Origin of the sequence: Legionella sp. (assembly GCF_965140895.1) — a bacterium.
Classification (GTDB): domain Bacteria; phylum Pseudomonadota; class Gammaproteobacteria; order Legionellales; family Legionellaceae; genus Legionella.
Window position 1 is genome coordinate 1 of the sequence record NZ_CBCSKT010000038.1, and the last position, 17,521, is coordinate 17,521.

Consider the following 17,521-nt stretch of genomic DNA (forward strand, 5'->3'; position numbering starts at 1 on the left):
GAAAGTAAATGTACGGTTAATCATTAAAGAATGGGACAATATTTTAAGAATTATGGCAACGTTGGGGCTGAAAAAGAGCAGCCAAAGCACTATTGTCAAAAAATTATCATCGTACCAATCCAATGATACGTTACGGGCATTGATTGAACTGGACCAGGTTATCATGACCCTGTACATGCTTGATTATATTGATGATGAAGGGATGCGTAAAACAGTGCATCGTTCTTTAAATCGGGGTGAGTCATACCACCAACTCAGAGCAGCTATCGCAAAGATTAGCAGCAGGAAACTAACTGGAAAAACGGAGATTGAGTTAATCGTTAATAATGAATGCGCACGTTTACTGTCCAACTGTATTATTTTTTACAATGCTTCCCTTCTGACTGGACTTTATGAACATTACAAACAGAACAACATGGAAGAAGAATGCTTGAAAATAATTCGATTATCCCCTGTTGCATGGCAACATATTAACTTGATTGGAATTTATGAATTTTATAACGATCAAGAATGTCTTAATTTACATAAGCTTATAGAAAAATTGGTGAGCAATAAACAAATCGATTTATTGGCTGCAGCCTAGACTGGTAAAGGGTTATAGGGGGGCTTCGGGAAATTTCGTACCTTCCTGAAAAGAACCCCTTTTAGAGACGATCCTGACTTTTGGGCACAGGTGTTTTATGTCATATGTTTTCATCAGTAACTTCTTTAAAAATACAAATATTTAACTTCGATGAATTGGCGTCAAAGGTGCTTTTTTTCTAGGTGTTCGGGATCAAGAGCGGTATAAAACTCACTCTGTTATTGAACGTTTTTTTGGAAAAATTTAAAGAGAATAAACGACTAACTTTACGATATACGCTGGAGTCTTGATGGCCAAGAGCTTCTAATTACTCCTGCATGCTCCTTACTTTATTGGACTTCAAACGTCATCATGCAACTGCTACAGGATTATCTTCTCTTTCGCATGCTAATATCTCTAAATGATATATAATAAATCATAGTGAGCAAATTAAAGTCCGATTTCGCACAATGGAATAAAAAGAAAGAGGGTGCAATGAACAGTAATGTTTCTTATAGTGACGAAGAACTCGTGAATTTAGCACGGCAAGGGAATCAGGACGCATATAATCTGCTGTTTATGCGTTATCATAATAAGGTTCAGCAAATTATTTATTTTCATATCAATGATCAAACGCATGTGAATGATTTAGCTCAAGAGGTATTACTTAAGGTTTTCCGTTACTTACGTTATTTCAAAGAAGAAAGCCAATTTTCCACATGGCTCTATCGCATTACGCAAAATACCATTAAAAATCATTATCGTACAGCAAGTACTCGTAGCGACTTGGAAACCGAATTTGAAGAGAGCCAAACACACTCCATGACACATCAATCCCCAGAATATACATTAATAAGTATTGAATTTGGAGAGCAATTAGAGTTAGCTATATCCATGCTCTCTGAAGAATTACGAGCCTGTTATGGCATGCATATTTTTGACGGTCAATCCTATGAGGATATTGCTAAAAAGATGGATTGTCCCATAGGAACAGTTCGTTCCCGCATTTTTAGAGCCAGAAAATTATTAATGGCATCAATCGAAAATTTTGTTTAATGTCTGGAATGGTTTAAAATAAGCCAAGCTAAATTACGACATAAAGGGTATCGTTATGCCAGACATGTTTGAAAAACGTTTAAGTGATTGTAATGCAAAGCTTGATACGTTTTTTCACGGATTTATTTTGAGCGAAGAGCTTATTGTTGCTTCAGGATTATTTATTGAGGGGATGAATAAAACTCTTAGCGAATATATTGATTTTGAAGTTTCTGCTCCTATTAACGATGAATGCAAACGCGAAGTTAGCGTTATGTCATTTTTTCGACCAGGTTTTGTTGAAAAACAGCCATCATCTAATGTGGAGAGCCTGCTAGTTATTGATTCATTTTAGCTGAATAAGCTGTTTTTAGACACATTTTTAAATTCTGGCCCAGATATACCAAATAAATCATCTGTTATTAAAAAAACATATGTTAACATATCTGCATTTATCTGAACCCTAATAAGAACTATGCTGGAAAGTGATCGCTTAATCAGTACCCAAAGTATTGTCTCAGAAGAAGCCATTGATCGCGCTATTAGACCATTAAGTCTTCGTGAATACATTGGCCAAGAGACAGTGAGTTCACAAATGCAAATTTTTATTGATGCGGCAAAAAAACGCAGAGATGCGCTGGATCACGTGTTAATTTTTGGCCCGCCAGGGCTTGGCAAAACAACATTGGCCAATATTATTGCGCATGAAATGGGTGTTAATCTTCGCCAAACCTCTGGTCCTGTTATTGAGCGGGCAGGTGATATCGCTGCAATATTAACGAACTTACAAGAAAATGATGTATTGTTTATCGATGAAATTCACCGCTTAAGCCCAGTTATTGAAGAAATTCTTTATCCGGCAATGGAAGACTATAAACTGGATATCATGATTGGTGAAGGACCTGCCGCGCGCTCTATAAAATTAGAGTTACCTCCCTTTACTTTGGTTGGGGCTACAACGCGAGCAGGCTTACTTACCTCACCACTACGCGATCGATTTGGTATCGTACAACGATTGGAATATTATTCCGTTGACTCCTTATCACAAATTGTGGCGCGTTCAGCTCAATTATTAAAGGTTAATACTGAGTTAGAAGGAGCACGAGAAATTGCGGTGCGTTCACGAGGTACGCCGCGTATTGCTAATCGTTTATTACGACGTGTTCGCGACTATGCCGAAGTGAAAGGAGGGGGAGTCATAAGTTTAGACATTGCCCAAAGAGCGTTAGAGATGCTTGATGTAGACAAGTATGGATTTGATCTGATGGATAGAAAACTTTTAATGTCAGTTATCGAACAATTTAATGGTGGTCCTGTAGGCGTGGATAGTATTGCGGCTGCAATTGGTGAAGAAAAAGGAACAATAGAGGATGTTTTAGAGCCATTTTTAATACAACAAGGATTCCTTATGCGCACACCACGAGGTAGAATAGCAACACCTCGGGCTTATCAGCATTTTGGTTTAAGTATTACTGCACAGGAATAATCCATGAATCAGGAAATGATTTATCAATATGATGTACGTGTATATACCGAAGATGTGGATTATATTGGCATCGTGTATCATGCAAATTATCTGTGTTATTTTGAGCGAGCACGAACTGAAATGTTGCGTCAAGATAATTTAATTCTTAGTGATTTAGCAAAAACCGATACACTTTTTGCAATTACTGAGATTAATATCCGATATCTTGCTCCAGCACGATTAGACGATTTGTTAAGCATTACTACTAAATTAGGAAAATCAGGAGCTTGTAGTTTTGAGTTTGAACAGGAAATGAAAAACCAGCAGGATAAGCTGCTGTGTAAAGCACAAATTAAAGTGGTTTGTGTTGATGGAAATTTAAAACCGAAACGATTTCCAGGTAGATAATAGGGTACGTCATCCCGATGACGTTCTTTGTACTAATTAAAAATAAAGATCTTGGTAGCGGAGATAAAAAAAGATGGGTAGTCAGGCAAATGTATTAATGTATTTTATGCAAGCAGGGTTAGTAGTTAAATCAGTGATGATGCTGCTCGCCGTTGCGTCCATTACTTCTTGGACATTGATTTTTCAAAGAGCCTGGTTTTTTAATCGTAAAAAACAAATGACCGAAGCATTTAGCCGTAGATTTTGGGACAGTGGCGATTTAAGCCGACTTTATGCGGATATTGATAGTAATGCGGATGAGCGACAAGGGATGGCAGCAATTTTTCATGCAGGTTTTAAGGAGTTTGTGCGCGCTAGAAAACAAGGGCAGGTGATTTTAGAGCCGATTCAGCGTGTAATGCAAATTAGTCATGCCAAAGAAGCTGAGAAATTAGAGCAACATTTACCTTTCTTTGCTTCTGTTGGCTCCATTTCGCCTTATATAGGGTTATTTGGTACGGTTTGGGGGATTATGACTTCCTTCCAAGCTTTAGGACATGCACAACAGGCGACTATTGCAATGGTTGCTCCAGGTATTTCTGAAGCATTGGTTGCAACGGCTTTAGGATTATTTACCGCAATACCCGCTGTTATTGCATACAACCGATATTCAACTCGTGCTAATGGTTTATTGGATCGATTTGAATTGTTTCAGGAAGAATTGATATCACTTATAGAACAACAAAACAATAATACTGTAAGAGGATAAAGTTCAAAATGATCAAAGCAAAGACCAAACGTGAACGTCCTATATCTGAGATTAACGTTGTTCCTTACATTGATGTAATGTTAGTTCTTCTGGTTATTTTTATGATAACAGCCCCCATGCTGAGTCAAGGTGTGACTGTAGATCTACCGAAAGCGGCAAGTCAGACTTTGGCACCTACAGATAGAGAGCCGATTATTGTTTCAGTAAATCAGGAAGGTACTTATTTTCTTAATATCAGCAGTACGCCGGCCGATCCTATTGATCCCCAAGCTTTAACAGTTCGTGTTGCCGCTGAATTAGAATTAGCAAAGCAGTCAAATCAGAAGCTAAATGTATTAGTTAAAGGAGACCAAGGCGTCGCTTACGGTAAAGTCGTGCAAGCAATGGCTTTATTAAAACAAGCTGGCGCTGAACAAGTAGGATTACTGACTGATGACACAACACCCAATCAATCAGAGGGGCAAGCATGATAAATCCTAGTTACCGTAATGCTTTTTTTATAGCGATTGGTTTGCATCTTTTTTTAATTGTGATGCTCCTGTCTGATAATTCAAGCCAACGCCCAGTATTAACCGCCGAGGCTAAAAACGAGCCTGGAATTGATCAACCTATTGCCGCGACTCCGCCGCCACAGCAAGAAGTTGTTAAAGCGGTAAGCGTTGATAACAAGCAAGTGATGGAGACGGTTAATCGTTTAAAGCACGAGCGTGAGCAGCAAAAACGAGCAGAGCAGAACCGTCAACGTGAGCTGAATCGACAGGCAGAGGCTGCCAAACAGCAACGCATCAAAGAGCAGCAACAGCTTGCGCGTTTGAAAGAAGAGGCAAACAGGATCGCAATTGCTCGTAAAAAGCAGGCAGAGGAAGAGAAAAAACGGCTTAAACAGATGGCTGAGCAAAAAGCATTGGAAGTCAAGCGCATTGAAGAATTAAAAAAGCAAAAGGAAGAGTTGGTAAAGCAACAGAAGCTTGAAACTAAAAAACTCGAAGAGATTAATAAGAAAAAACTTGCCGAAAAAGCACAGGCGGAAAAGCAAAAGGCTGAACACGCTAAAGTAGAAGCTGAGGTTAAAGCAGAAGCTGATGCTAAAGCGGTAAAAGAACTTGCTGATAAAGAGCGTATAGCCAAAGAAAAATCAGATCTTGCAAAAGCTGAAGCTGAGCGCAAAAGACAAGCTCAAGCTACGGCAGCTCAAAATGCGGAGCGGGAAGCACGAATCGCAGGTGAGGTGGACAAGTATAAGGCACTGATCGTGAATGCAATCGGTAGAAATTGGATTCTTCCTGAAAATGTGGACAGCACTTTATCCAGCCAATTTAGAATACGTTTAGCTCCAGATGGTGCTGTATTGGAAGTTACGTTAACCCGAAGCAGTGGGGATCCACTTCTTGACCGTTCAGCGCAAACAGCCATTCGCAAGGCATCACCACTTCCTGTACCTCAAGATGCAACGACGTTTAATATGTTCCGCGATATTAGTTTAACCGTTCGTCCCCAACAAGTTAGAGGATAAAACTCGTGATTAATCGAATAACTACATTATTTCTTTTGTTGTTTACGCAACAGCTTTTCGCTCTTGATTTAGAATTAACTCAAGGGATCAACTCAGCTTTACCAATAGCTATTAATTCTTTTGGCTCTGATCGCGGCGCTCAAGAAATAGCCCAGCTTGTTGAGCATGATTTAACTTTTTCTGGTCAATTTAAAATTGTTTCAGGTCCTCAAGGTCCTAATGCACAATCATCTGTTGCTACTTTAAAACAATTAGGCGCTGATAGTGTGGTAACCGGGCGTGTTGTTGCGGTGGGTGGTCAATATGAGGTTAGTTTTACCTTGTCTGATGCCGTAGCTAATGGTGCAGTCTTATTAACGAAAACCTATAAAGTTGGTGCGAAACAGTTAAGACCTTTAGCGCATCATATTAGTGATGAAGTCTACCAAAAGCTCACTGGTGAGCGTGGCATATTCTCCACTCGTATCGCCTATATTTCTGTACAAAGAAGTACCCGTGGCTCTCGTTATTCACTAGAGGTTGCTGATGCAGATGGTTATAACCCACAAAGTTTATTGGTTTCTTCTGAACCAATCATGTCCCCGTCTTGGGCTCCTAATGGCCGCAGCATTTCTTATGTATCCTTTGAGAAAAAGCGTGCACAAATTTTCACAGTATCTGTTGAAACCGGACAACGTCGATTAATTACTAGCTTCCCTGGAATTAACGGTGCTCCAGCCTGGTCACCAGATGGTAATCAATTAGCAGTGGTTTTATCAAAAAGTGGTACGCCCAAACTATACAGTGTTGATGTAAGTAGTGGGGTGATGAAACAACTTACCTTTGGTGATGCAATTGATACTGAGCCTCGTTATGCTCCTGATGGTAAGAGCATTCTCTTTACTTCTGGCCGTGGTGGCTCACCCCAAATCTATCGTTTATCTTTAGCGGATGGACAGGTAAGCCGTATTACTTTTGATGGAAACTATAATGCTCGTGCATCATATACTCCTGATATGAAAAATATCATTATGTTGCATCGTGATGATCGCCAATTTAATATTGGCTTACAAAGTGCCAGTGGTGGTCCTGTAGTAAGTTTAACTTTTTCTGGACGTGATGAGTCTCCATCGGTAGCTCCTAATGGACGATTAGTGTTGTATGCAACTCACAATCAGGAACAGGGTGTTTTAGGCATCGTTTCTCTCGATGGTCGTATCCGAATGAAATTACCTGCACGTGAAGGTGATGTACAAGAGCCCGCATGGTCTCCTTATTTAGGCTAAGGTAATTTGTCAAATGAAACGGATTTTTCATATATTAATACTTGGTCTGATGGCGTTAAATTCTTATGGATGGAATATGCAAGGTCATCAGGTTGTGGCGCAAGTTGCGTATGATAATTTGACGCCACAAGCAAAGGAAATGTGTCGCAAAATTTTGAATTCGCGGTCAAAAAAATCATTTAATGCCAATTTTATTGCCGCAGCAATATGGTTAGATCAGATTCGTTTTAAAAATGTGCATTGGTATGATACATTTCATTATATTAATACTCCATTTGCTGAAGACGATACCGCACTTCCTTCGGTCGAGACGAGTAACGCAATCAAGGGTATCAAGAATGCGATTGCTTTACTGTCGGCAAAAAGGGCCAGTGTTTCTGATAAGCGTTTGTCCTTACTGATTTTGATTCACTTGGTAGGGGATATTCATCAGCCTCTACATGCAGCAACTAAAGTTAGTCATCGCTTGCCTAAAGGTGATTTAGGCGGTAATTTATTCCCCTTAGGTACTAATTATGTTGGTGCTAATTTGCATCAATATTGGGATAATGGAGCAGGATTTTTTATTGGGCGCAGTAAAATAGGCCAAATTAAGTTTAAGGCGCGACTATTAGAACAGCGCTGGCCTTGTAATCAGATTTCTACTTTAAACGATCCTAGGCATTGGGCTAAAGCGTCTTATGAATTAGCCACCAATCAGGCTTATCAAATCCATCCGAAGGAAATACCCAGCAAGCAGTACCAACTGAGAGCACAAAGCTTGATTCAAAAGCAGACTGCCACCGCAGGATGTCGTCTCGCTTCGGTGCTTAATGAATTAGCAAAAGAGTCTTAATCGATCAAATAATCAGGGATCCCGCTGACACGCCGTGGGAGTAGAGAGTAGATAAAACCTCTAAAATAAGTACCATTTGTGCTTGCAACTACTCGCTGAAATTCATTTTACAACGGTACGCCAAATTTAATTAACTGTGCTATATTTTATTGGCAACTGTACAAAAAATAATAGATATCTTTCATTAAAAGGAATTAAATTATGAACAAGATTCTTGCTAAAGCAGGTATGTTTACTTTATTAGTTAGTGTTTCTGTTTATGGTTGGGCTAATGCGTGTATGCCCATTGCCAAAGCGTGTATGCAAAATGGCTATCATAAAGGAGGCGAGAAGGAACATAAAGGCTTAGTAAAAGATTGCGTTATGCCAGTTGTAATGGGATCTAAAACATTACCAAATACTAATTTTAGCCAAAACGAACTTCAAGATTGCAAAGCTAAAATTGCGCAAAAAGCAAAAGGTAGAATCTAGGATAAAGGGATCTTGTTGGCTGGGTTGTCAAGCATAACAAACAGAGTTTTTGCTGTTCCCGAGGCTGGGCTTGACTGCCCAGCCTTCAGCAAGGTTTGGCTTAAGCTTTCTGTAATGACTCAATTACCGCGCCCAAGAAGCGAGTTGCCTCACCTCCAGTTGCAGCTCTATGATCAAAACTAAGTGATAAAGGCAGCACGTTATGAACTTCAACCGCTCCATTCTCATTCGCAACAACACCATTGTAAAGTCTTCCTACTGCTAAAATGGCAACCATTGGTGGGACAATGATTGGGCTGGCAAATCGACCTGCGAATTTACCAAAATTAGAGAGGGTAATGGTTGCGCCTTTTAATTTGTCAGCACCAATCTCTCGATTGGCTACAGAGGTTTTAAACTCATTAATCGTTTGACGTAACTCAGCATCAGAACGTTTTGCAGCGTCATGGATAACTGGTACAAATAAGCCTTCATCATTATCCATCGCGAGTCCAAGATGGACTTCGTTAAAGCATTGGCGCGCACCATGTTTGGTATCAAACCAGGCATTCATCGCGGGTTCTTTTTGGGCGGCATGAATCATGGCACGAATTAAACGCACAGTAATGTCTGTTCCTGGTTTCCAATTATGGATATCTGCTTCATCAAAAATACTTACAGGAACTACCTCTGCATGTGATTGCACCATACTGTTTAGCATCGCGCGTCGCACACCGCGCAGAGGCTCATATCCAACGGGCACTTGGGAGTTTTTATCCGCTTGGGCTTGCACGTCTTCACGTGTAATCACACCAAATTCTCCAGTACCTTTTAGAGCTGCTAAATCGATATTTAATTTTTTAGCAAGCATTTTTACTGCAGGGGTTGCCTTAATTCGGGCTTTGCCTGAGTTCTGAATACCGATAACAAAATTATCTTCACTGACTTCGCTACTTTCCTCTAAGTTTCCAACCACAGTGCCTTTATCAGTTGCTTTTGCAGTGCTTGATTCAAATGCAACTAATGGTTCACCTGTTTTGATTACATCACCTGGATTACCAAATAATTTACCGATAACACCACTTTGAGGACAGGGAACATCAACAACAGCTTTCGCTGTTTCCATAGAAACTAGAGGCTGATCTGTTACAACTATATCGCCTTCCTTGACAAACCACTCATGAATTTCAGCATCAGGTAAACCTTCACCTAAATCAGGCAGATTAAAAATATTCATTATTACTCCATTATGCTCATAACACTGTTTTTAATACGTGCAACACTTGGGATGTATTGTTTTTCTAATTGGAAGTAGGGCATGACGGTATCATAACCAGTAACGCGTTGAACTGGAGCCATGAGGTCAGCCATTAAATTCTCCATAATGAGCGCGGAAATTTCTGCACCAACACCGCAAGTTTTTGCCCCTTCATGAACAATAACACAACGCCCTGTTTTTTCCACAGAAGCAAGAATTGTTTCGATATCTAATGGTTTTATGGTTGCAACATCAATGAGTTCACACGAAATACCTTCTTCTTCAAGCTGTTTCACGGCTTGTTGGGTTTCATGCAAACTAGCGCCCCAAGTAACCAGCGTAACATCATCACCCCGATTTAAGGTAAAGCATTTGCCAATGGGTAATGCTTCTCCATTATCTTCAACTGGCTGTTTAACTAAACGGTAGATACGTTTAGGCTCTAGGAAGATAACGGGATCAGGATTACGCATCGCTGCGAGTAATAAACCATAAGCTCTTTTCGGTGATGAAGGAATCACTACTTGCAAGCCTGGAATATGAGCAAATAATGCTTCTGTACTTTCTGAATGATGCTCTGGTGCTCTAATTCCACCACCAAAAGGGGCACGAAACACTAAGGGACAACTTAAACGTCCACGAGTACGGTTACGCATACGTGCAGCGTGAGAAATAATCTGGTTCATTGCCGGATAAATAAATCCCATAAATTGGAACTCAGCTACAGGCTTTAAACCTTGTAGCGACATACCAATAGCTAAACCTGCGATCATGGATTCAGCAAGTGGCGAGTCAAACACCCGTTTTTCTCCAAAACGCTCTTGCAAGCCAACTGTTGCTCGGAAAACGCCACCGTTTTTACCTACGTCCTCTCCAAAAACAACAACATTATCATCATGAGCTAACTCATAAGCTAGGGCCTGAGTAACTGCTTCAATTAAAGTAATATCAGGCATTAGATGCTTCCTCCATAGCGATTGCACGTTGTTCCATTAAATATTCAGGTAGTTCCGCAAAATGATAATCGAAGATACTGCTGATCGGTTGTGGCGTTCTACTGAGGTATTCATCCACTGCTTTTTCGACTTCAGCAGCACAGTGCATCACTAATTGTTCCTCTTCTCCGGCACTCCATAGGTCGTTCTGTACTAAGTATTCCTTGAAGCGAGCAATCGGCTCTTTGGGTTTTGCTTGTTCTACTTCTGCAGAGGGTTGATAGCGAGTCGCATCATCGGCAGTAGTGTGATCGGATAAACGGTAAGATATGGCTTCAATCAGAGTAGGGCCTTCGCCACGACGGGCTTTTTCAATGGCATCACCAATCACTTGGCGGGTAGCTAAAATGTCGTTACCATCTATTTGCACACCGGAAAATCCAGCTGCTATGGCTTTTTGAGCAATAGTTTCTGTTCCTGTTTGTTTGTCTCTGGGAACTGAAATAGCCCATTGGTTATTGTTTACTACAAAAACTACGGGTAGCTTCCAAGTGCCTGCTACGTTAATGGCTTCATAGAAATCACCTTCTGAAGTTCCGCCTTCACCAATACATACTACAGCCACTCTTGGCTCATTTCGATATTGGAACGCAAAAGCAATCCCTGTTGCATGTAAGCATTGAGAAGCAATAGGTACGCAAATGGGTAAGTCTTGAGATTTGCAGGAAAAATCACTGCCGCGCTCATCACCGCCCCAATAGGTTAGAATTTCTGACATTTTTACGCCACGCTGAATTTGCGCCGCATAATCGCGATAATAAGGAAGAAATACATCCTCCGGCTTCATTGCATGGCCTATCGCGGTAGAAATCGCTTCTTGGCCATTAATTGGGGCATAGGTCCCCATTTTACCTGTCCTTTGTAATGCAATTGCTTTCTTATCAAAGGTTCGAGTAAGCACCATGACTCGATAGAGTTCTTTAAGTGCTTCATGGTTACTGGCAAAGGCAGGGAGTTCTCCTGCTAATTTGCCTTGTTCATCTAGAAATTGAGTATAGGTAATATCAAATTGGGCAACCGTTGCCATACATGGCTCCTTGTCAACAAAGCGTTTGCATAGCATACTCACAAATTAATTTAAACTCCAGCTAATTATTTGTATCAAATGATGAGAAATATTATAAAGCAATCAGTGCTCTTGACGCTCGATTACTTCCCTTTCATGCAAGAGTATTATCAGAAATTGCGCCATTTACCAGGGTTTGTGCTTTTGGAAAGTACGGACCGTTTGCAAGCACGTTATGATCTAGTGAGTGCCTATCCCTATGAGCGGCTTAGGATCGATCCGAAAACACAAAATGTGTTAGAAGTATTATCCTCCTTACGAGAGGTTTTAACCGTACAAGACTCGGTTGCGGATCTTCCGTTCCAAGGAGGGGCAATAGGTTATATTTCCTATGATTTGGGCGCTCAGCTGGTTGGTATTAAATCTTCTTCACAGCCCAGCTTGGAGACAATGCCTTTATTGGATTTAGGATTGTATGATTGGGCTATTATTGCTGACCATCAGCTTAAGAAAGTAACTTTATTTGCTGCGAATACTCAACCTTCAACCGCGGCTATTATTGATGAAATTGTAACTTTATGGAATGGTATGCAGCATGAACCAAGCCAAGCGGAGTTAACCTGTGATTTTAGCCCTTTAATTGCTCAAGATGAATACCAGGAGGCATTTAACTCAATTCATCATTCTTTAATAAAAGGCAGGTGTTATCAAACCAATTTAACGCAGCCATTTCATGCCGGATATGAGGGTGACAGCTGGATCTTTTATCAAAAAATAAGTCGTAAAAATCCAGTACCTTTTTCTGCCTTTTTACGAATCCAGGATGCTGATATTTTAAGTTTTTCGCCAGAACGTTTTCTTCTTTACGATAAAGGTAAATTACGTACATCCCCAATTAAAGGCACCATTGGTCGTTCAGCCGATCCTGTCGAAGACCAACGTTTAATCAATGAATTGGAAGCAAGCGAGAAGAACAAAGCGGAAAATGTCATGATTGTTGATTTACTACGTAATGATCTGGGCAAAATAGCTAAGCCAGGTTCTGTGCGCGTAACCTCTTTGTGTGCCATTGAAAGTTATAACTCAGTACATCATTTAGTGAGTACTATTGAAGCTCAATGTTTAGATACCATTCATCCTTTAGACGCTTTTTTATCTTGTTTTCCAGGCGGATCCATTACTGGGGCGCCTAAAATTGAATCCATGCAGATTATTAGCCAGGAAGAGCCTTATGCACGAGGTGTTTATTGTGGGTCTATTGGTTATTTTTCCCGACATGGGTATTTTGATACCAACATTGCGATACGGACAGTGACTGCGAAAAATAATTTATTACACCTCTCTGCAGGTGGTGGAATAGTTATTGACTCCAAATGTGAAGACGAATATCGTGAGTGTTTCATCAAAATTGCGGCGATAATTAATGGACTTAAGTGAATTTAAGGAGCGTTCTTCAGCTAACGCAGCAGTTATAGTTTTGTATGAGCGGGCTTCAGACTCACTCATTTTAACAAAACGTCGAGAAAATCTTCGTGCTCATCCGGGGGAAGTCTGTTTTCCTGGTGGAACTTGGGAGGAGGGAGATCAAGATTTATATGCTACTGGCTTAAGAGAGTTATATGAAGAGCTGGGGATTGCTGGCGATCGGGTTTCCTTAATAAGAGCCTTAGAGCCTCAGTCTACTTTACTAGGTAAAGTTATTCAGCCTTGGTTTGCACAGATTGAATCCATTAATCCTTATCAGATAAATCCTGAAGAAGTTGCGCGTTTGATTATGGTCCCTATGCCTTTGGTTCAAGCGGCAAAAAATTATAAGGATGTAGTGGTTGAGCGAGGACGCTTTCGCTTTAAAAGTTGTGAGTTTGTTTATAATGATGATTGGGTTTGGGGCGCTACAGCAAAGATTATGAAGCAATTGATTATTGAGCCTTAAAATGGTCTGTCATCCCTCGTGACGCTCGGGATGACAGGCGGCATCTAAATCTATATCTTGTTATTTCAACGCACGACGTAGTATTTTACCCACATTCGTTTTAGGAAGCTCATCAAAGAACTCTACAATTTTAGGAATCTTATACGCAGTTAAATGTTCACGACAATACGCAATCACTGCCTCTACAGTTAAATTAGGATCCTTTCTTACGATACAGGCTTTAACACGCTCACCTGATTCTGCATCAGGCACTCCAACCACGCCGACCTCCAGTACTCCTGGGTGCATGCTAATTACCTGTTCTACTTCATTGGGATACACATTGAATCCAGAAACCAGAAGCATGTCCTTTTTTCTATCCACCAGATAGATAAAGCCTTCTTCATCCATCCGACCGATATCCCCAGTTTTTAAATAGCCTGAGCGGGTAAAGACTAGTGCCGTTTCATCAGGACGTTTCCAATATCCAGGTGTAACCTGAGGACCCTTGATACAAATTTCCCCACTGGAGCCAATAGGTACCTCTTTTTCCTCATCATCCAGTATCAATATATCTGTTGATGGAAGGGGTAAGCCAATGCTGCCGTTATAGCTAGTTAGAGTCATTGGATTAATGGTTGCCGCAGGGCTTGTTTCGGTTAGTCCATAAGCTTCCAATATCGGTGATTTGGTTACTTCTCTCCAGCGTAGAGCAACACTTTTTTGCAGGGCCATCCCGCCAGATAAAGACAGTCTTAATTTACTGAAATCGACTTCTTTAAATTGAGGGTTATTTAATAAGCCATTAAACAAAGTATTAACACCAGTAATGGTAGTGAAGCCGCAATTTTTAATTTCTTTAATAAAGTGCTTCATATCCCGAGGATTGGTAATTAATATGTTTTTTGCCCCCATTTTCATAAAGGTCAGGCAATTCGCCGTTAACGAGAAGATGTGATACAGAGGTAATGCGGTAACAATGACTTCTTTATCTTCCTGTAATGCCGGAGATATCCATGCATAGGCTTGCAACAAATTAGCAACCAAATTTCCGTGCGTTAATATCGCGCCTTTGGCCACCCCAGTTGTGCCACCCGTATATTGTAAGAAAGCGATATCACTGTGATTCAAATCAACATGGTGTAAGGTTGATTGTTTGCCTTCAAGCAATGCATAGTTAAATGCAACTGCATGCGGAATCGAGTAAGCAGGGACCATTTTTTTGACGTATTTTACCACTGCATTAACAATAAAGCGTTTTACTGGAGGGAATAAATCACCGATTTGCGTAATGATAACGTGTTTTATTGTTGGGGTTGAGGGTAATGCGTTTTGAACCGTTTTGGCAAAATTAGCAAGCACAACAATGGCTTCAGCACCCGCATCATTCATTTGATGAATAACTTCATCGGATGTATATAACGGATTCGTATTAACTACGACATAGCCCGCAAGTAAAATACCAAACAGTGCTACGGGGTACTGCAATAGGTTGGGCATCATAATCGCGATGCGTGCACCTTTTTCCAATTTAAGCTGTTGGAGATAGGCTGCAAAACTGTGGCTTAGTTCTTCTAATTCAGCGAAAGTAATCTCAGAGCCTAAATTGGAGTAAGCTACTTTTTTTGCATGATTAGTACATGATTCTTTGAACAAAGCGACAAGGGACGAGTATTGATTAGGGTCAATTTCATGTGGAACGCCATTCTGATATTGTTCAAACCACCGTTTATCCACCTTAATATCCTTCTGTTATTGTTTTTCACATGATAGTATAAATGTTAGTATAAACAAAAAATCTGGTTATGGATATCATACTCATGAGTGAAAATACAACACAAACTCAAGCATTTAAACTTAAAGGCCGACTTTACACATTTACTGTTTTGCAAGTGCTGAATACTGATAGTGAGGTTTTTGCCCAGCAATTGGTTGAAACTGTAACAAGAGCCCCCAAGCTTTTTGATAAAACTCCAGTTGTTTTTGACCTTGCTGCGGTTCATCAGTTAGAGTTTGATTTGAATGCTTTAATTCAAGTCGCACGAATTAATGGCATGATTCCTGTTGCTATTCAGGGTGGAAGTGCGTTACATGATACACTGGCTCAATGCCAAGGATTAGCCGTACTGCATGCTTCTGCAACTCAAGATAAGCCAATTATTGAGCGTTCTATTGAGCCTGCTCAACAACATTATCCTGAAGCAGCAAAAACTAAGCTACTAACAACACCGGTACGTTCTGGACAGCAATTTGTAGCTAAAAATGCTGATTTAATTGTGACTTCCTCCGTAAGTCATGGTGCGGAATTATTAGCTGATGGTTCAATCCATGTTTACGGTGCTTTGCGTGGTAGAGCTTTGGCTGGGATTTCTGGTGATAAAGATGCGCGTATTTTTTGCCAATCACTTGAAGCTGAATTGGTATCAATTGCGGGGTTTTATCGTTTAAGTGATGCAATTGAACCACATAACGGCCCATGCCAAATTTATTTGTTGGGTGATCATATCCACATCGAGCCTTTATGATTGAAGCTGTTTTTATTTCCGATCTTCATTTGCATCCAGAAGAATACGGTATTCAGGCTCATTTTGAATCCTTTCTTAAATGGGCAGTACAGCACTCAGTAAAAAACATTTATATACTAGGTGACTTTTTCCATGCTTGGGCTGGTGATGATACTCTAAACGATTGGAGTAGGGGCATTGCAGAACAATTACATGCATTAACCCGACAAGGGATTAATTTGTTTTATATGCATGGTAATCGAGATTTTTTATTGGGAAAAAGTTTTGCCAAGTTGGCAGGATGGTCTGTTTTAAAAGAACCAACGATTATTCATTTAGATAATGAAAAAATAATGTTAGTGCATGGAGATCGTTATTGTACTAAAGATGTGGCTCACCAGCGCTTCAGGCTTCTTACCCGCAATAAGATTTTCCCCGCTTTATTTTTAAGCTTATCGTCAAAATACCGCGAACGTTTAGTGAATCAGGTACGTACCCGTAGTCAAAACAATGTGAGTAAATCCATGCAGCAAATGGATGTGGTTACTGAGTCAGTAATTCGGCATATGCAAGAGCATGGAGTCAACAAGCTTATTCACGGACATACTCATAAACCAGGCCTAACAACTTACCCGGTTGAACAAGAAGAATTTATGCGTTATGTACTCAGTGACTGGGATGACAACCCTAAACTATTGTGTTATGATAATACAAAAGGGCTTTATTTCACCCACACGTGATTTTTTTAGGAGTTAAATATGCCAGATGATAGATCAATACATGATGAAATAGCCCAGCATAAAAAAAGTGCGGAAAATAGAGCTAGGGCTTTAATTGACGAAGGCAATAAGAAAGCTTTTCTAGCTGCCAAAAATGAAGCCGATGAACTCCGCAAAGCGGCTATGGCAGACGAAATAGAGAGCATAAGGAAAGATGCTATTGTGAGTCATGATAAAGAAGGGAATCCTATTACGAAAAAAGCTATTTTTGAGGATAAGCACAAAGCAGTAATGGGAGCTGACCAGACTTCGATCCATGATTGGAAGTCATCCATGATGGCCTTGCTTTCTGTATTAACAGTGTTTGTTGCTATGATAAATCAAGAGGTTAATGAGAAAACAGCCCCATATTTGGTTCCGTTAAAGCATACTCTAAAAAATGCCATTGTTGATATAAAAGATACCCTTTTGAATACGCTTCGCGGTAACGTAAGAGTGGATTTGCCCACGTTAGTGCATGATATTAAAATTGGGGATGATAATAAGTTAGCATTAAAATTGCATGCAAATAGCCAAGACTTGACGGATGATCGAGTGCTCCCTAACAGCGTCCGCTCTTTGGTGACTTTATGGTTGTGGGAACGTGGTTATGAGCTAGATCCAAATAATAATCATGAAGGATATAGAGCTAAAGAAGGGCATGAGCCTTTAACTGCTGAAAAATTTAATGAACTAAAAAATGATCCAGAAAATGGGTTAAATGAGTTTTTAAATCGTGCATCAGAACTTCAATACCGTGAAGAACTTGATGCTGACAGCCCAACCCCTCCTTAATACTTAGATGAT

Annotated in this window: 20 protein-coding genes; 16 read left to right on the forward strand and 4 right to left on the reverse strand. The window is 40.2% G+C overall.

The features are described from left to right. The 11 genes from ACQY7T_RS05220 to ACQY7T_RS05270 form a co-directional block, all read left to right on the forward strand. Window positions 1-583, forward strand: a 583-nt coding sequence (locus ACQY7T_RS05220) for a Tn3 family transposase (RefSeq protein ID WP_428411729.1), incomplete at its 5' end; no start/stop codon positions are given. Between the two features lie 474 nt (window positions 584-1,057). Continuing rightward, window positions 1,058-1,618, forward strand: a complete 561-nt coding sequence (locus ACQY7T_RS05225) for a sigma-70 family RNA polymerase sigma factor (protein WP_428411731.1) — start codon at window positions 1,058-1,060, stop codon at window positions 1,616-1,618. A 55-nt stretch (window positions 1,619-1,673) separates the two neighbouring features. Then, complete coding sequence (locus ACQY7T_RS05230) at window positions 1,674-1,952, forward strand: hypothetical protein (protein ID WP_428411733.1); 279 nt, start codon at window positions 1,674-1,676, stop codon at window positions 1,950-1,952. Window positions 1,953-2,072: 120 nt separating this feature from the next. Then, on the forward strand, window positions 2,073-3,083 hold the full coding sequence (gene ruvB / locus ACQY7T_RS05235) for a Holliday junction branch migration DNA helicase RuvB (protein ID WP_428411734.1): 1,011 nt from the start codon (window positions 2,073-2,075) through the stop codon (window positions 3,081-3,083). Between the two features lie 3 nt (window positions 3,084-3,086). Further along, on the forward strand, window positions 3,087-3,470 hold the full coding sequence (locus ACQY7T_RS05240) for a YbgC/FadM family acyl-CoA thioesterase (RefSeq protein ID WP_428411736.1): 384 nt from the start codon (window positions 3,087-3,089) through the stop codon (window positions 3,468-3,470). Between the two features lie 73 nt (window positions 3,471-3,543). Next, on the forward strand, window positions 3,544-4,218 hold the full coding sequence (gene tolQ, locus ACQY7T_RS05245; protein ID WP_428411738.1) for a protein TolQ: 675 nt from the start codon (window positions 3,544-3,546) through the stop codon (window positions 4,216-4,218). 8 nt (window positions 4,219-4,226) lie between these two features. Next, window positions 4,227-4,688: a protein TolR gene (gene tolR, locus ACQY7T_RS05250; RefSeq protein ID WP_347572681.1), complete on the forward strand. Its 462-nt coding sequence runs from the start codon at window positions 4,227-4,229 to the stop codon at window positions 4,686-4,688. Beyond that, window positions 4,685-5,731: a cell envelope integrity protein TolA gene (gene tolA, locus ACQY7T_RS05255; protein WP_428411740.1), complete on the forward strand. Its 1,047-nt coding sequence runs from the start codon at window positions 4,685-4,687 to the stop codon at window positions 5,729-5,731. Before tolR ends, tolA begins: the two co-directional genes overlap by 4 nt. Before the next feature lie 5 nt (window positions 5,732-5,736). Beyond that, the gene (gene tolB / locus ACQY7T_RS05260; protein ID WP_428411742.1) at window positions 5,737-6,996 is read left to right on the forward strand and encodes a Tol-Pal system beta propeller repeat protein TolB; all 1,260 of its coding nucleotides are present in this window, start codon (window positions 5,737-5,739) and stop codon (window positions 6,994-6,996) included. Between the two features lie 13 nt (window positions 6,997-7,009). Continuing rightward, complete coding sequence (locus ACQY7T_RS05265; RefSeq protein WP_428411744.1) at window positions 7,010-7,831, forward strand: S1/P1 nuclease; 822 nt, start codon at window positions 7,010-7,012, stop codon at window positions 7,829-7,831. A gap of 201 nt (window positions 7,832-8,032) precedes the next feature. Further along, the gene (locus ACQY7T_RS05270) at window positions 8,033-8,302 is read left to right on the forward strand and encodes a hypothetical protein (RefSeq protein ID WP_428411746.1); all 270 of its coding nucleotides are present in this window, start codon (window positions 8,033-8,035) and stop codon (window positions 8,300-8,302) included. 100 nt (window positions 8,303-8,402) lie between these two features. On the opposite strand, the gene ACQY7T_RS05275 is transcribed toward ACQY7T_RS05270, so the two are convergent. Genes ACQY7T_RS05275 through pdhA form a run of 3 tightly spaced genes read right to left on the reverse strand, consistent with a single transcriptional unit; the run spans window position 8,403 to window position 11,561 of the window. After that, window positions 8,403-9,518, reverse strand: coding sequence for a dihydrolipoamide acetyltransferase family protein (locus ACQY7T_RS05275; protein WP_428411748.1), 1,116 nt, complete (start codon window positions 9,516-9,518; stop codon window positions 8,403-8,405). Between the two features lie 2 nt (window positions 9,519-9,520). Beyond that, window positions 9,521-10,495, reverse strand: a complete 975-nt coding sequence (locus ACQY7T_RS05280) for an alpha-ketoacid dehydrogenase subunit beta (protein WP_428411750.1) — start codon at window positions 10,493-10,495, stop codon at window positions 9,521-9,523. Next, a complete protein-coding gene (gene pdhA / locus ACQY7T_RS05285) occupies window positions 10,488-11,561 on the reverse strand; it encodes a pyruvate dehydrogenase (acetyl-transferring) E1 component subunit alpha (RefSeq protein ID WP_428411751.1) in 1,074 nt (357 codons plus the stop codon). Before pdhA ends, ACQY7T_RS05280 begins: the two co-directional genes overlap by 8 nt. A 93-nt stretch (window positions 11,562-11,654) precedes the next feature. Between pdhA and pabB the strand changes: the two genes are divergently transcribed. Continuing rightward, entirely contained in the window at window positions 11,655-12,977 is a 1,323-nt protein-coding gene (gene pabB, locus ACQY7T_RS05290; protein ID WP_428411866.1) for an aminodeoxychorismate synthase component I, read from the forward strand. Then, complete coding sequence (locus tag ACQY7T_RS05295; protein WP_428411753.1) at window positions 12,964-13,473, forward strand: NUDIX hydrolase; 510 nt, start codon at window positions 12,964-12,966, stop codon at window positions 13,471-13,473. Before pabB ends, ACQY7T_RS05295 begins: the two co-directional genes overlap by 14 nt. Window positions 13,474-13,533: 60 nt before the next feature. On the opposite strand, the gene ACQY7T_RS05300 is transcribed toward ACQY7T_RS05295, so the two are convergent. Then, on the reverse strand, window positions 13,534-15,189 hold the full coding sequence (locus ACQY7T_RS05300) for an AMP-binding protein (RefSeq protein ID WP_428411755.1): 1,656 nt from the start codon (window positions 15,187-15,189) through the stop codon (window positions 13,534-13,536). 83 nt (window positions 15,190-15,272) lie between these two features. Here ACQY7T_RS05300 and minC point away from each other — a divergent pair, with 83 nt between their 5' ends. Genes minC through ACQY7T_RS05315 form a run of 3 tightly spaced genes read left to right on the forward strand, consistent with a single transcriptional unit; the run spans window position 15,273 to window position 17,509 of the window. Further along, entirely contained in the window at window positions 15,273-15,977 is a 705-nt protein-coding gene (minC, locus tag ACQY7T_RS05305) for a septum site-determining protein MinC (RefSeq protein ID WP_428411757.1), read from the forward strand. Next, window positions 15,974-16,696 carry a UDP-2,3-diacylglucosamine diphosphatase gene (locus ACQY7T_RS05310; RefSeq protein ID WP_428411759.1) on the forward strand — a complete coding sequence of 241 codons (723 nt, stop codon included), beginning with the start codon at window positions 15,974-15,976 and terminating at the stop codon, window positions 16,694-16,696. Before minC ends, ACQY7T_RS05310 begins: the two co-directional genes overlap by 4 nt. 18 nt (window positions 16,697-16,714) lie before the next feature. Next, window positions 16,715-17,509 carry a hypothetical protein gene (locus tag ACQY7T_RS05315; protein ID WP_428411760.1) on the forward strand — a complete coding sequence of 265 codons (795 nt, stop codon included), beginning with the start codon at window positions 16,715-16,717 and terminating at the stop codon, window positions 17,507-17,509. Window positions 17,510-17,521 lie beyond the last annotated feature (12 nt).

Coding starts and splice junctions, on each gene's coding strand:
- ACQY7T_RS05295 (WP_428411753.1), top strand. CDS start 12,964: ATGGACTTAAGTGAATTTAAGGAGCGTTCTTCAGCTAACGCAGCAGTT.
- tolA (WP_428411740.1), top strand. CDS start 4,685: ATGATAAATCCTAGTTACCGTAATGCTTTTTTTATAGCGATTGGTTTG.
- tolR (WP_347572681.1), top strand. CDS start 4,227: ATGATCAAAGCAAAGACCAAACGTGAACGTCCTATATCTGAGATTAAC.
- ACQY7T_RS05275 (WP_428411748.1), bottom strand. CDS start 9,518: ATGAATATTTTTAATCTGCCTGATTTAGGTGAAGGTTTACCTGATGCT.
- ACQY7T_RS05270 (WP_428411746.1), top strand. CDS start 8,033: ATGAACAAGATTCTTGCTAAAGCAGGTATGTTTACTTTATTAGTTAGT.
- ACQY7T_RS05240 (WP_428411736.1), top strand. CDS start 3,087: ATGAATCAGGAAATGATTTATCAATATGATGTACGTGTATATACCGAA.
- ACQY7T_RS05280 (WP_428411750.1), bottom strand. CDS start 10,495: ATGCCTGATATTACTTTAATTGAAGCAGTTACTCAGGCCCTAGCTTAT.
- ruvB (WP_428411734.1), top strand. CDS start 2,073: ATGCTGGAAAGTGATCGCTTAATCAGTACCCAAAGTATTGTCTCAGAA.
- ACQY7T_RS05315 (WP_428411760.1), top strand. CDS start 16,715: ATGCCAGATGATAGATCAATACATGATGAAATAGCCCAGCATAAAAAA.
- ACQY7T_RS05310 (WP_428411759.1), top strand. CDS start 15,974: ATGATTGAAGCTGTTTTTATTTCCGATCTTCATTTGCATCCAGAAGAA.
- ACQY7T_RS05225 (WP_428411731.1), top strand. CDS start 1,058: ATGAACAGTAATGTTTCTTATAGTGACGAAGAACTCGTGAATTTAGCA.
- pdhA (WP_428411751.1), bottom strand. CDS start 11,561: ATGGCAACGGTTGCCCAATTTGATATTACCTATACTCAATTTCTAGAT.
- ACQY7T_RS05265 (WP_428411744.1), top strand. CDS start 7,010: ATGAAACGGATTTTTCATATATTAATACTTGGTCTGATGGCGTTAAAT.
- ACQY7T_RS05230 (WP_428411733.1), top strand. CDS start 1,674: ATGCCAGACATGTTTGAAAAACGTTTAAGTGATTGTAATGCAAAGCTT.
- minC (WP_428411757.1), top strand. CDS start 15,273: ATGAGTGAAAATACAACACAAACTCAAGCATTTAAACTTAAAGGCCGA.
- tolQ (WP_428411738.1), top strand. CDS start 3,544: ATGGGTAGTCAGGCAAATGTATTAATGTATTTTATGCAAGCAGGGTTA.